The organism is Ruegeria sp. CDSB114, from assembly GCF_059611025.1.
Window position 1 is genome coordinate 315,625 of record NZ_JBXWOT010000001.1, and the last position, 12,766, is coordinate 328,390.

Annotated in this window: 12 protein-coding genes; 7 read left to right on the plus strand and 5 right to left on the minus strand. The window is 58.2% G+C overall.

The genetic code is table 11. The features are described 5' to 3' along the window. The 3 genes from AC2FIP_RS01590 (at position 1) to AC2FIP_RS01600 (ending at position 4,501) form a co-directional block, all read left to right on the plus strand. Positions 1 to 1,083 carry a TRAP transporter substrate-binding protein gene (locus AC2FIP_RS01590; RefSeq protein ID WP_142633295.1) on the plus strand — a complete coding sequence of 361 codons (1,083 nt, stop codon included), beginning with the start codon at positions 1 to 3 and terminating at the stop codon, positions 1,081 to 1,083. A gap of 119 nt (positions 1,084 to 1,202) precedes the next feature. Beyond that, a complete protein-coding gene (locus AC2FIP_RS01595; RefSeq protein WP_496784938.1) occupies positions 1,203 to 2,129 on the plus strand; it encodes a TRAP transporter small permease subunit in 927 nt (308 codons plus the stop codon). A 17-nt stretch (positions 2,130 to 2,146) separates the two neighbouring features. Continuing rightward, on the plus strand, positions 2,147 to 4,501 hold the full coding sequence (locus AC2FIP_RS01600) for a TRAP transporter large permease (RefSeq protein ID WP_496691093.1): 2,355 nt from the start codon (positions 2,147 to 2,149) through the stop codon (positions 4,499 to 4,501). A gap of 136 nt (positions 4,502 to 4,637) precedes the next feature. On the opposite strand, the gene AC2FIP_RS01605 is transcribed toward AC2FIP_RS01600, so the two are convergent. The 4 genes from AC2FIP_RS01605 to AC2FIP_RS01620 form a co-directional block, all read right to left on the minus strand. Continuing rightward, positions 4,638 to 5,027: a VOC family protein gene (locus tag AC2FIP_RS01605; protein WP_496784940.1), complete on the minus strand. Its 390-nt coding sequence runs from the start codon at positions 5,025 to 5,027 to the stop codon at positions 4,638 to 4,640. Between the two features lie 6 nt (positions 5,028 to 5,033). Further along, positions 5,034 to 5,858 carry an arginyltransferase gene (locus AC2FIP_RS01610; protein WP_496784942.1) on the minus strand — a complete coding sequence of 275 codons (825 nt, stop codon included), beginning with the start codon at positions 5,856 to 5,858 and terminating at the stop codon, positions 5,034 to 5,036. A gap of 75 nt (positions 5,859 to 5,933) precedes the next feature. Further along, positions 5,934 to 6,365 carry an RDD family protein gene (locus AC2FIP_RS01615; RefSeq protein WP_142635100.1) on the minus strand — a complete coding sequence of 144 codons (432 nt, stop codon included), beginning with the start codon at positions 6,363 to 6,365 and terminating at the stop codon, positions 5,934 to 5,936. A gap of 63 nt (positions 6,366 to 6,428) precedes the next feature. Next, the gene (locus AC2FIP_RS01620) at positions 6,429 to 6,851 is read right to left on the minus strand and encodes a DUF2852 domain-containing protein (RefSeq protein ID WP_142633305.1); all 423 of its coding nucleotides are present in this window, start codon (positions 6,849 to 6,851) and stop codon (positions 6,429 to 6,431) included. Between the two features lie 282 nt (positions 6,852 to 7,133). On the opposite strand from AC2FIP_RS01620, the gene AC2FIP_RS01625 reads away from it, so the two are divergent. Genes AC2FIP_RS01625 through AC2FIP_RS01640 form a run of 4 tightly spaced genes read left to right on the plus strand, consistent with a single transcriptional unit; the run spans position 7,134 to position 11,962 of the window. Then, positions 7,134 to 9,923: a [protein-PII] uridylyltransferase family protein gene (locus tag AC2FIP_RS01625; RefSeq protein ID WP_496784944.1), complete on the plus strand. Its 2,790-nt coding sequence runs from the start codon at positions 7,134 to 7,136 to the stop codon at positions 9,921 to 9,923. Then, complete coding sequence (locus AC2FIP_RS01630) at positions 9,910 to 10,182, plus strand: hypothetical protein (protein WP_271947514.1); 273 nt, start codon at positions 9,910 to 9,912, stop codon at positions 10,180 to 10,182. Before AC2FIP_RS01625 ends, AC2FIP_RS01630 begins: the two co-directional genes overlap by 14 nt. A gap of 38 nt (positions 10,183 to 10,220) precedes the next feature. Next, the gene (locus AC2FIP_RS01635; protein WP_496784946.1) at positions 10,221 to 11,423 is read left to right on the plus strand and encodes an RSP_2647 family RNA methyltransferase; all 1,203 of its coding nucleotides are present in this window, start codon (positions 10,221 to 10,223) and stop codon (positions 11,421 to 11,423) included. Further along, on the plus strand, positions 11,420 to 11,962 hold the full coding sequence (locus AC2FIP_RS01640) for an RSP_2648 family PIN domain-containing protein (protein WP_496784948.1): 543 nt from the start codon (positions 11,420 to 11,422) through the stop codon (positions 11,960 to 11,962). Before AC2FIP_RS01635 ends, AC2FIP_RS01640 begins: the two co-directional genes overlap by 4 nt. 71 nt (positions 11,963 to 12,033) lie before the next feature. Here AC2FIP_RS01640 and AC2FIP_RS01645 read toward each other — a convergent pair whose 3' ends face one another. Then, positions 12,034 to 12,720: a M48 family metallopeptidase gene (locus AC2FIP_RS01645; protein ID WP_142633315.1), complete on the minus strand. Its 687-nt coding sequence runs from the start codon at positions 12,718 to 12,720 to the stop codon at positions 12,034 to 12,036. Positions 12,721 to 12,766 lie beyond the last annotated feature (46 nt).

A 12,766-nucleotide genomic window follows, 5' to 3' on the forward strand; every position in this document is an offset into this window, starting at 1 on the left:
ATGGACCGTCGTTCATTTCTGAAAACATCCGCACTAGGCGGCTCGGCTGCTGCAGCGACCACGCTGGCGGCACCGGCCTATGCACAGGGCAAGCGCACGCTGACCATGGTCACATCCTGGGGCCGTGGCCTTGCAGGTGTGTTCGACAGCGCGCAGCGTTGCGCCGACAGCATCACCACCATGTCGGACGGCAACCTGAACGTTGAGATCAAAGCAGCCGGTGAGCTGGTTGGCGCGTTCGAAGTGTTTGACGCGGTATCATCCGGTCAGGCCGACATGTACCACGCGGCAGACTACTATTTTGTGGGTCAGCATCCGGGCTATGCATTCTTTACCGCTGTTCCGTTTGGTATGACCGCCCAGGAACTGGTGAACTGGTACTACCATGCCGGTGGTATGGAACTGCATGACGAGCTGGGCGAAATCTTTGGCCTTAAATCCTTCCTGGCTGGTAACACCGGTGCGCAGGCGGGTGGCTGGTACTCGAAAGAGATCAACAGCCCCGAAGATTTCAACGGCCTGAAGTTCCGCATGCCGGGGCTGGGCGGTAAAGCACTGGGTAAACTGGGCGCATCCGTGCAGAACATTCCGGGCTCCGAAGTGTATCAGGCGCTGTCATCCGGCGCGATCGACGGAACCGAGTGGATCGGTCCGTGGGCTGACGAAAAAGCCGGTTTCCAGGAAATCACCAAGACATACTACACCGCGGGCTTCCATGAGCCGGGTGCGGGTCTTTCGCTGGCAACCAACCGCGAGGTCTATGACAGCCTGTCTGCCTCGCAGCAGAAGATCATCGAGATCGCCGCAGGTGAATGCCATCAGTGGAACCTGGCGCAATTCCTGGCCAACAACGGCGCGGCGCTGCAGCGTCTGCAGGCTGGTGGCGTCAAGGTCATGGAGTTCCCGGACAGCGTTTGGGACGCGTTTGGTGCCGCAAGCCAGGAAGTCCTGGACGAGAACATGGGCGACGAGCTGTTCAAGCGCATCCACGACAGTGCGATGGAATCCATGGCCGCGTCTTCGGCCTGGAACAATCTGTCGTCGGGTGTTTACACCTCGCAGCGCGACCGCGTTCGCGGCTAAGTCACTTCGATCTTTGAAATCGGTTCCCCCGCATGTCGGGGGAGCCATTCCCGTTGCGCATCTGACGGTCGGACAAACTGTAACTCTCGAATGTGCAACTGACGCGACCTGGGGACAACATGCAGGACGAAAACGGTATCTCGTTCTTCGGCGCCCTGTGGAATGGGCTGATATGGTTCATTCAGAGCATTGCCGAAGCCTTCATTAATTTCGGATACGCCATCACGCATCCGCAACTCTGGCTGGACTGGTCGGACAAAGAAGCAGTCATGCGCTTTGTCTATTACGGTGGGTCGGTCGAGTTCTTCTTTGTGGTTTTCACGCTGTTTCTGGTGTTGACGGCCATTGGTCTTTACAACCGCTACTTCATGTGGGCGATGGTGCGCGGGCTTGAAGGCTTTGCCAACACGACGGGGCGTTTCTTCGCCTGGGCAGGCCTTTTGATGGTGGTTCAGCAGATCATCATCGTGTTCATGCAGCGGGTCTTTACCCGCCCGGATATGTCCTTTGGGCTGGGTATCCCGTTTCAGATGGATATCAGCTGGTTCGCGGAAGAGCTGAAACTGTATAACGCCATGGTCGTGTGCCTGTGCTGCACCTACACCTTTGTACAGGGCGGCCATGTCCGCGTTGACCTGATCTATGCCGGCATCAGCCACCGCGCCAAACGTGTGGTCGACATGTGTGGTGCTGTACTGTTCATGATGCCGATGGCGGTGCTGACCTGGATGTATGGCTGGTACTTCATGTGGCGGCATCTGATCGTGCCGAAGCCCTCGGCCAGTGATACTTTGGACCGGCTGGTGGCCAAGTCCCGCGCGCTGCGCTGGAACGTGGAAACCATCGGGTTCAGCCCCAACGGATTCAACGGCTATTTCCTGTTCAAGATCCTACTAATCGCCTTCGCAGCGATGGTGTTCCTGCACGCGATTGCATTCCTGTACCGCTCGTATCTGGAATATGTGGAAGGCCCGGAAAGTGTTGGAAAATACCTCGACAAGGACAGCCTTGGCGAGGGTGAAGAAGCCTACGAAGGCGCGCATTAGGGACGGAGAACCAGACAATGCTATTCGGACTTGATGGCGTCGAGATAGGCCTCATTATCGTATTTTTCTGCCTCTTCGGAGGTATTCTATCCGGTTTTCCGGTGGCCTTCGCCATCGGCGGGGCAGGAGTGATCTCATTCGGCATCATCGCCGCATTGGACAGCGCAGGTTTGCTGATTCACCAGGCGATCGACACCGGCTCTGCGGCGTATCGGGATCTGGTCAGCACCGGGGTTAAACCCGATACCATATCAGTGTTCCGCTTCCCGGACTTACCAAGGATTGCCGAGCCTGTTTTTGTCTCGGGCTGGGAAACCGCGCTGGACCGCAACGTGTCGTTCATCGTGAACCGCATGAACGAGCGTGTTCTGGCCGGTCAGTCCATTGAAACCCTTCTGGCGGTTTTGATGTTCGTGCTGATGGGCATCACGCTTGAACGGTCGAAGATCGCCAATGATCTGCTGACCACAATGGCGCGCGTCTTTGGACCGTTGCCGGGTGGTCTGGCCGTCTCGATTGTGGTTGTGGGGGCGTTTCTTGCGGCCTCAACCGGGATCGTGGGCGCGACTGTGGTGACCATGGGCTTGCTGGCGCTGCCAACCATGCTGCGCAACAACTATTCGCCTGAATTGGCGACGGGTGTCATCGCGGCTTCGGGAACGCTGGGGCAGATCATTCCGCCCTCGATCGTGATTGTTTTGCTGGGAACGCTGGCCGGTGACTTGTATTCCACCGCGCAAGAGACGCGCGCGGTTGATGCCGGGTGTACAGACGCGCTGACCTATCTAGGTCAGCCTGCGGTCGTATCGGTTGGTACTTTGTTCCAGGCCGCCTTGCTGCCAGGGATCATGCTGGCGCTGCTATATGCGCTTTATGCCTTTGGCTATGCGCTGCTCAACCCGCATAAGGCGCCTGCGGTGCCCATGACCGGCGGCAGCGGAGAGCCCATTACCCGTTCAGAAGGTTTCACCTGGTTGCTGGGTGCACCTGTCGCGTTGATCGTGGGTACGGTTCTGCTGGGCAATCTAGGGGTCATCGGCAGCCAGAACGTCTCGGTCTCGGCCTTCTCCGATATCGGGCAGGGCGCATCGCTGCGGACCAACGTTTCCGAAACCTGCAAAGCCTCGATGATCGAGCTGCATGGTCAATCCGCTTGGGATCAGGCCGTGGCCGAGCAAACGGCCATTGATGACGCAGGTGGTGCCGCAGAATCAACTCGTCTGACCGAGGAAGAGCTTGCCACCGCGCAGCAGGAGAAGATTGCCAACGCTGCTCCGATTGGAACGGGTGTTGCGGTGATGGTTCTGTTGCTGGGTCTGACCATTGTGATGGGTCGGGGCATCGCGCCGTCTCGGTCGCCACAGCCGCTGATCCTTGGGGCCATTGGTCTGATCCTGATGTTGCTTGTCGATATTCTGTTCGTGTCGCCAACAACCTCGTCAGGGTTGACCTTTGTGATGCTGGCGTTGCCCTTTGCCTTGGCCATCTATGGCTGCAAAGAGGCTGCGGCGCGCTGTGCCACCAATGATCTGATCCGGGTGGTCTTTCCACCGCTGGTTCTGATCATCGCAGTGCTGGGGTCGATCCTGGGCGGGGTGACCAACCCGACCCCGGCGGCGGCACTGGGCGCGGGTGGTGCGATCATGCTGGCGGCCTATCGTAAGCTGCAAGACCAGGAGCGGTCCGGCAAGGTCATCATTTGGGCCACCTTCGCCGTGGTCATTGCCCTGTTGATGGGGGTCAATTTTGATCTGCGCATCAATCAGAGCAGCGCCTCGGCCGAAACCTGGATTGCCTTCATCATAGCCTATGCGGCCTATCTGTATGCCCTGTTTGGTTTGCTGTTCGGCTGTTGGGTTCTGTATTCCAGCGGCGTACTGACCCCGGTGGTGCGGGAAACCGCCAAGGTGACCTCAATGGTGTTCACCATTTTGATCGGGTCACAGCTGTTGAATCTGGTGGTGATCTCGTTCGGCGGTGAGCACTATATCCAGCAGTTCCTCAAGAGCTTTGACAATGAATTCACAGTCTTCCTGATCGTGATGCTGGTGCTGTTCTTCCTTGGGTTCGTACTGGATTTCCTGGAAATCATCTACATCGTGATCCCGATTGTGGGCCCGGTAATCTATGGCGGGTCTTTTGATCCGAAATGGGTGACGATCATGGTGGCGGTGAACCTGCAGACCTCGTTCCTGACGCCACCTTTTGGATTTGCGCTGTTCTATCTGCGCGGGGTCGCGCCGAAAGAAGTGACTACCGGCCATATCTATCGTGGGATTGTACCGTTTGTGCTGATCCAGGTGGTCGGTATCGGAATCCTTTGGTTCTTCCCTGCGATTGTGACCATCGTGCCGGATCTGATCCCGAATTGATCAAAGATCAGGTGTTCAAATGAAAAGGGGGCCAGCGGGCCCCCTTTGCTTTGTTTGTAGGTAGAAGGGGCCAGCCCCTTCTTGGCCTGCGGCCAATTCAACCCCGAGGTATTTTTTGGCCAGATGAAGATGCGGATCAGGTGAATTGGATCAGATCCCAGCGGTTGCCGAACGGGTCCTGCCAGACTGCTACGGTCCCATAGGGTTCATGGCGCGGGGCTTCTTCGAAATGGACGCCTTTGGCCAGCATGTCCTTATAGTCGCGGTCGAAATTGTCTGTTTCCAGAAAGAAGCCGACCCGACCACCTGTCTGGTTGCCGATTGCGGTTCTCTGAACTGCATCGACGGCCCTGGCGAGTAGAAGTGAGCCCCCGGTGGATCCGGGTGGGCTTACGCGGACCCATCTTTTTCCAGCGCCCAAGTCGATGTCCTGCGTCAGGGAAAAGCTGAGTGTATGCGTGAAAAAGGCGACGGCATCATCGTAGTCCGGCACGACAAGCGTAACGGCGTGGAGGCTTTGTTGCATCAGGTTTCAGCCTTTGGTCGGGTGACGATCAGGCAGTTGGATGCTGGCAACCTGTTCGGCGATGGGGGCGGTGGACAGCGGGTGGTGGCCGTCATGTGCAATGTCATAGGGATCCTTGACCCGTTTCCATTCGCCCTGACTGTACACTTCCAGCCCTGCAAAGCGGGATTTGTATCCCATTTTCGGGCTGCCAGGCACCCAGTAGCCAAGATAAATATAGGGCAGACCCGCCTCGCGCGCGATGTCGATGTGATCCAAAATCATGTACGTGCCCAATGAATTCTGAGGCTGTTCCGGGCTATAGAATGAATAGACCATGCTCAGCCCGTCATCCAAGACATCGGTCAAACTGACAGCGATCAGATTGCCGGATTCCAGGTCTGAATATTCGACCACTCGGCTGCGTATGGGGGTCTCTTCGATCATGGCTGCAAATTCGAAGACGTCCATATCCGCCATGCCGCCATCCGCATGTCGGGTGTCAAGATAGGTGCGGAACAGGTCATACTGTTCGTCGGTAGCCCATGGGGAATTCGCCCGGCGTCGCAGATGTGAGTTCCGCCTGACCGCGCGTTTCTGGCTTTTGCTGGGTTGAAAGGCCGAAACGTCAATCCGCGCGGACAAACACGCGGCGCAATCGGTGCAGGAAGGGCGGTATAGGACGTTCTGAGACCGTCGAAACCCTTGCTGGGAAAGGGAGTCATTCAGTTGATTCGCGCCTTCGCCCTGCAGCGCTGTGAACAGCTTACGCTCCATCTTGCCCTCAAGATAAGGGCAAGGCTGAGGGGCCGTAACGTAGAATTGCGGCGCGATTGGCAGCGTGTGTCGCATGAATGTCCTATGGTTCCTGAAACGGGATGATAACAACCGTTCCCGGAGCCGCCAAGTGATTCACGCGACAGTCTTTTAAGCGCGACGGTTAATCATAACCGTGCCGAGAAGGGTGTCGGTCAGGCCCTGGCCGCGCGCGCCGGTTAGCATCATGATGACTGAAATGATTTGCAGCACCGGAAATGCCATGCTGACAAAATAACCGGCTGTGTGTGCGACCGCTTTACCGGTGTCCATTCGTTCACCAAAAGCGTCGCGCAGTTCGACCCCCATGAAACGCATACCCAGAGTGGCAGAGCCGTTGGCGATTGTGACGACGCGATAGACAAAACTGACCACCGCATAAATCAGGGCGAGTATCAGTACGCCTAGCCCGAGGGTCAGGACGATGGCGACGGTACAAAGCAGCGAAATAAAGGCGATATCGAACAGCCAGGCCAGGAACCGTTTGGTCGTGACGGACTGGTAAAACTCGGGCTGTCGGTTCGGGTCTGGCAAGGAGTGCATACGGGTCATTCCGGTAGATGTTTCACATACCCTGTCCCGATTGTCGGAACAGGGCAAGGTCGATCAGGCGTTATCGCCGGTTTCATCGCTTTCGCGGTTCTCGCGGACGCGTTCATCCATGAACTGGTCGAATTCGGCCTTGTCTTTCGCTTCGCGCAGACGATGCAGGAACGCTTCGAATTCCTGTTGCTCACGCTCCAGCCGAGCCAGAGTATCGGACTTGTAGGCGTCGAATGCGCTGTTGCCCGAGGGCTTCATTGCGCTCATGTGGCTGTGCCAGGATTTGCGACGGCTGCAGGATTTGTTGAACATACGTTTGCTCCAGATCATGTAGGCCAGAAGGGCCAGGCCGACGGGCCAGAAAAAGATAAAGCCAAGGACCATGGCTGCGATCCAGGCCCCTTTGCCTTTATCGTCAAGCCAGGCTTCTGCGCGGCTGAGCCATCCCGGGTTTTCAGGGACGGCGTGTTCGGTCAATGCGGTCATTGGTGCTCTCCGGGTTAGATGTAAATTGTTTTCACATTGAATAGATGGGGGCACCAAACCCAGTTACAAGAGGTCAATGTGAAAATGATTTACATTTCTGAATTTCGGATGGTTGACCTGACATCTGAACAAGCGCAATTTCAGTCTAACGCACCACGGTTTCTTTCAAACATTGGCTGGGTTGTCTGCTGCGGCGCTGTTTTGAGTTAAGCGCCAAATTGTTGCAATGTCGGGTCAGATATTTGGCCAGAGAAATACTGAAACCACGTCATCGGAGATGAAATGACAGGACTTCTTGCCGTCAACCGTGTACCGCGCGCCTTTGATCCTTCACTTGGTTCCGAAGCGCGCGATGCAGTGGGTGGCATTACACCTGAGCAGGGGGAACTGATCGCAGGGGCTGCGGGCTCCAGCCCCTATCTCAAAGGCCTGATTGATCTGGAAGCCGACTGGCTACCGCAAGCTTTGGCGCAACCGGACGCGATGCTTGCATCCGTTATGGAAACCGCAAGGGCCTTGCCTGCGGATCAACTCAGGCCGGGGCTGAGGCAGGCCAAGAGGCGTTTGGCGCTGTTGACCGCCCTGGCGGATCTGGCAGGGGCGTGGCCGTTGGAAAAAGTTACAGGGGCACTAACCGATTTCGGGGCCATGGTAGCGGATGTTGCCGCCAAGGCCGAGATTGCAACCTTGATCCGGCGAGGTAAATTGCCTGGGATGACCGAAGATGATGTCGCCTCTGCCGCGGGGATGATCATATTGGCCATGGGCAAGATGGGTGCGCATGAGTTGAACTACAGCTCTGATATCGACCTGATCGTTTTGTTTGACGAAACGCGCTATGATCCGGACGATTTCTATGAAGCGCGGCAAGGGATGGTCCGGGCGACACGGAATTTCTGCGCCACACTCAGTGACAAGACAGCGGATGGATATGTATTTCGCACGGATCTAAGGCTGCGGCCTGACCCTGCGGTGACGCCAGTTTGTCTGGCTGCGGAAGCTGCCGAACGGTACTATGAAAGTCTGGGCCGCACTTGGGAGCGCGCCGCATATATCAAAGCGCGTCCCTGCGCTGGCGATATCGCTGCGGGGCAGCGTTTCCTGGATACGCTCCGCCCCTTCATCTGGCGAAGGCATCTGGACTTCGCGGCTATTCAGGATGCCCATGACATGCGCTTGCGTATCCGCGAAAACAAAGGGACAGGCGGTGCGCTGACCATTCCGGGTCATGATATGAAACTAGGGCAAGGCGGGATACGTGAGATCGAATTCTTCACTCAGACCCGACAGTTGATTGCCGGAGGTCGCGATACGGACCTGCGCGTGCGTGGTACTGTTCCGGGTTTGGCGGCTTTGGCCGGCAAAGGGTGGGTGCCCGAGGACGTGGCTGAAAAGCTTACCGATCACTACCGCGCGCATCGCGAAGTCGAACACCGCATTCAGATGATCCATGATGCGCAGACCCATAAGATTCCGCAATCCTCGGACGGGATTGAGCGGATTGCATGCCTGATGGGGATTGATAGCGCCGATCTGACTGCGGATCTGAAACGGCGGCTGACCGAGGTTCATGAGTTGACCGAAGGTTTTTTCGCCCCCGGCCCGACAGCCCGTGCACCTTTGCCAGAAGTTGAATTTGACGAAAGCATATTGGCGCGCTGGACGACCTACCCATCACTGCGTTCTCAGCGCGGGGCGCGGATTTTCGAACGGCTGAAACCAGAGCTGCTGACGCGTCTTGCCAAAACCGCCCAACCGGATGAGGCGCTGCTGGCACTGGACGGGTTCCTTCGCGGGTTGCCTGCGGGCGTGCAGCTGTTTTCTCTGTTCGAGGCCAACCCGCAGCTTATCGACCTGCTTGTCGATATAGTAGGCACGTCGCATGCATTGGCCGCGCATTTGTCGCACAACGCCTCGGTCTTTGATGCGGTGATTGGCGGCAGCTTCTTTGACGACTGGCCGGGCCGGACGGTGCTGCAGGGCGAATTGGAGCGAGAACTCTCGCAGGAGCAGGACTACGAAAGCCAGCTTGATCTGGCGCGGCGCTGGTGCAAGGAATGGCATTTCCGGATCGGCGTTCACCATCTGCGCGGGTTGATCGACGGCGTGCAGGCGGGGCAGCAATATGCCGAACTTGCAAGCGCGGTGATCGCTGCGATCCTGCCATGTGTTGTGGACCAGTTCACCAGCAAACACGGGCCCGCACCTGGTCGCGGTGCCGCTGTGTTGGGCATGGGATCCCTGGGGGCAGGGCGGATCAACTCGCAATCTGACCTTGATATGATCGTGATCTACGACCCGCTGAATCAGGACATGTCCGAGGGCCCACGGCCTCTTGCCACGCGGACCTACTATGCCCGGTTCACGCAGGCACTGATCACGGCGCTGTCGGCCCCAATGTCGCAGGGGCGACTTTATGAGGTCGACATGCGGCTGCGCCCCTCGGGCAATCAGGGGCCGGTGGCGACCAGTTGGGCCAGCTTCACGAACTATCAGCAGAATGAGGCATGGGTGTGGGAACACCTAGGCCTGACGCGCGCAAATCCCGTCGCCGGTGAGCCCTCTCTGGCCGACGATATCGAGGGCTTTCGAATAGAGCTTGTTTCGCGCTCCCGCGATCAGGCGCAGGTTTTGCGCGAAGTTGCCGAAATGCGCGCGCGTCTGGCAGCCGCGAAAACCCCCGCCGGTATTTGGGATGCCAAGAATGGGGCCGGGCGCATGATGGACATAGAGCTGATGGCCGAAACAGGCGCTTTACTGTCCGGTGTTGCAAAGCGCGATGTACATGCCGGGTTGGACGGTGCAGTCGCAGCCGCGCTTTTGGATGTCGCTCAGGCGCAAACGTTGAAGGATTGCTACGATCTATGCTGGTCTGTGCAATGCGCAGCTCGGCTGTTGTCAGGTAAGGTTATCGAGGCCGATAAAATCGGAGAGGGCGGTTCCGCCTTCCTGTGTCGGGCCACCGGGTATGAGCAGGTCGAACAGTTGCAGGCCGCGTTGCAGGAAAGCTACGATATCGCCGCCGAAATTATCGGCCGCGTGATTCAGGAGGATAAAGATGCCGCGCAATGACGATCCGAACGATCACAAAGGCCTGATCCGCGAGGCCTATCGCATCGATGGCATCACATTGCCCGAATGTCGCAGTATCTTTCTGGACTGGGCGTTAAGCCTTCCGGAGGGGCGTGATCAGAGGCAAGCCCTGTCTGACCTGCACGCCATCTATGCCAAAGATGAGGTCGATCACCCAATGACACAGGTGCTGACCGAAGGGTTGCAATCTGCTCAGGCGCCGAAACGGCGCGGTGGTTGGCGGTCTCGCAACCGCTAGGGCTTTCCCCTCGGCGCGTTCGCGACTATGAGGTCGCCATGACCCAAACTGCAGTCCGTCCCCGTATCCGCCTGAAACCCAAAGCCAATGCGCGCGGCCTGCGCCATGGCTTCCCGTGGGTCTATGCCAATGACATTGTCACCGACCGTCGCACGCGCAAAATCCCTGCTGGCGCGCTGGCCGTGCTCGAGGATGAAAATCGCGCGCCGATCGCGTTGGTGGCGGTCAATCCTGAATCGAAAATCATGTGCCGTGTGCTGGACCGCGATCCTGTCGCCAAGCTGACGGCTGATTGGTTCGAAACCCGTCTGCGCCGCGCGCTTGATATGCGCGAACGCCTGTTTGACTCGCCCTTTTACCGCCTGATCCATGCCGAGGCGGATGGCTTTCCGGGTGTCATCATCGACCGGTTCGGTGAGGCCTGTGTGATCCAGCCAAACGCCGCCTGGGCCGAGGCGTATCTCGACATGTTGACCGACGCGCTGGTCGCTGTGACCGGCGTGACGACCGTGCTGAAAAACGCCTCGGGCCGGACACGCGGTCTGGAAGGGTTGGATGATGTCAACCTGACCTTGCGCGGCACTGTCCCGGATGCGCCTTTGCCCGTGTTGATGAACGGTGCAACCTATATGGCGGATTTGGCAGGCGGTCAGAAAACCGGCCTGTTCTATGACCAACGCCCCAATCACGCCTTTGCTGCGCAGCTGGTTCAACCCAAGGCTCAGGTTCTGGATGTCTTCAGCCATGTCGGAGGCTTCGGGTTGGCGATGCTGGCGGGTGGTGCCGGACAGGCGCTGTCGGTCGACGGGTCGGCCGCGGCATTGGAGTTGGCCGCAAAAGGGGCCGAGGCTTCTGGCTTTGCCGATCAATTCGACACGCGCCAAGGTGATGCTTTTGATGTGTTGGCTCAGTTGAACGACGAAGGCGCTAAATTCGACGTCGTTATCTGTGATCCTCCCGCCTTTGCACCATCAAGGCAGGCGCTGGATGCAGGGCTGCGGGCTTATGAACGCATTGCGCGATTGGCCGCCACACTGGTCAAGCCGGGCGGATATCTGGGCTTATGCTCTTGCTCGCACGCTGCTGATCTGGGCCGCTTCCGCGACGCCTCATCCCGTGGCATCGGGCGCGCCGGGCGCTCAGCCCAACTGATCCATACTGGCTTTGCCGGGCCCGATCACCCGCAACTGCCGCAGCTGGCTGAAAGCGGTTACCTCAAGGCCGTGTTCTACCGGTTATGAAGGCTGTACTCGATACCTGCGTCATCTATCCAACGGTGATGCGTGAGATGCTGTTGGGCACCGCCCGACTAGGTCATTTCACCCCTATATGGTCGGCGCGCATCCTCGAGGAATGGGCCCGCGCCGCGCGCAAACTGGGCCCCGAAGGCGAGGCGCAGGCCCGTGCCGAGATTGCCCTGACGCAGGTCAAATGGCCCAAGGCAGAACGCCCAGCCAATGCTGGCCTGCAGGCTCGGCTCTGGCTGCCGGACGCCGCTGATATCCACGTTTTGGCCACTGCAGTAGCCGCGTCAGCGGAAATCATCGTCACGGTCAACGCCAAGGATTTCCCCAGAAATATTCTTGCAGAAGAAGGGCTTGAGCGGCGCGACCCTGACAGTCTGCTGCATGGTTTCTGGTATAACGACCCGCAAGGGCTGGACCAGCTTGCACAGCAGGTACTGGCCGAAGCAAACCGCCTGTCAGGCGATACATGGACTTTGCGTGGATTGATGAAAAAAGCCCGCCTGCCGCGTCTGGGCAAAGCGCTCGCCAGCTAAGTGGGATCCCTACTTCATCTGGCTAAAATTACCTCAGAGGGCGCGAGAGGCTGGCCTCTCGCCGCCGAGCCTCAGCCACGCGCCCAACGCTGCTCAAGCACTTCCAGCGCCGCAATCCGCTCATCCGTTTTGGGATGGCTCATCAACCAGGCGGGTACAACGCCCGCGCGTTGCTGCGTCAAATCCTCAAGTTTGTGAAACAGAGACTTTTGCGGGCCGATGCCGATTCCGGCTTTGGTTAGCAGGGCGGCGGCATATTCATCTGCTTCATATTCATCCCCACGTGACAGGCGCGACGCCAAAAGCGCAGTCAGCGCGTTTGCAATCATCGCACCGATGAATGGGATGAACCGGCTCAGAAGCAGCATCAAGGCTGTCCGCAACGCATTCTGTCCAGAAAAATCAATCATCCGTCGCCGTGCATGACCCAAGGCCACATGCCCCAGTTCATGTGCGATGACGCTCGCCATCTCTTCGGCGGAAACCTCGCCATTGAGGAACTTGCGATAAAACCCGCGTGTGATGAATATTCGTCCATCCGGCGCCGCAAGCCCGTTCACCGGGTCGATCTCATATATATAGACCGGAACCCTCTCGATCCCCAGCGCCGCCGCCAGCCGGTCAGTCATACGCTTGAGGGCGGGATCGGCCAGTTCGGTCGATTTCAGGTCAAGCTCGCGATGGGTGCGCCAGACCGAGATCCGGTACATCACCACGGCATACAGAACCGCCAGAAGAATCGGAGTAATTCGGAGCATGGTTCTGATATGGGGATAAGCAGACACAAGGGCAAGGCATCAGCGT

Bases quoted from the DNA above. Each gene is read 5' to 3' on its own strand.
- AC2FIP_RS01590 (WP_142633295.1), top strand. From the start codon at position 1: ATGGACCGTCGTTCATTTCTGAAAACATCCGCACTAGGCGGCTCGGCT.
- AC2FIP_RS01595 (WP_496784938.1), top strand. From the start codon at position 1,203: ATGCAGGACGAAAACGGTATCTCGTTCTTCGGCGCCCTGTGGAATGGG.
- AC2FIP_RS01600 (WP_496691093.1), top strand. From the start codon at position 2,147: ATGCTATTCGGACTTGATGGCGTCGAGATAGGCCTCATTATCGTATTT.
- AC2FIP_RS01605 (WP_496784940.1), bottom strand. From the start codon at position 5,027: ATGCAACAAAGCCTCCACGCCGTTACGCTTGTCGTGCCGGACTACGAT.
- AC2FIP_RS01610 (WP_496784942.1), bottom strand. From the start codon at position 5,858: ATGCGACACACGCTGCCAATCGCGCCGCAATTCTACGTTACGGCCCCT.
- AC2FIP_RS01615 (WP_142635100.1), bottom strand. From the start codon at position 6,365: ATGCACTCCTTGCCAGACCCGAACCGACAGCCCGAGTTTTACCAGTCC.
- AC2FIP_RS01620 (WP_142633305.1), bottom strand. From the start codon at position 6,851: ATGACCGCATTGACCGAACACGCCGTCCCTGAAAACCCGGGATGGCTC.
- AC2FIP_RS01625 (WP_496784944.1), top strand. From the start codon at position 7,134: ATGACAGGACTTCTTGCCGTCAACCGTGTACCGCGCGCCTTTGATCCT.
- AC2FIP_RS01630 (WP_271947514.1), top strand. From the start codon at position 9,910: ATGCCGCGCAATGACGATCCGAACGATCACAAAGGCCTGATCCGCGAG.
- AC2FIP_RS01635 (WP_496784946.1), top strand. From the start codon at position 10,221: ATGACCCAAACTGCAGTCCGTCCCCGTATCCGCCTGAAACCCAAAGCC.
- AC2FIP_RS01640 (WP_496784948.1), top strand. From the start codon at position 11,420: ATGAAGGCTGTACTCGATACCTGCGTCATCTATCCAACGGTGATGCGT.
- AC2FIP_RS01645 (WP_142633315.1), bottom strand. From the start codon at position 12,720: ATGCTCCGAATTACTCCGATTCTTCTGGCGGTTCTGTATGCCGTGGTG.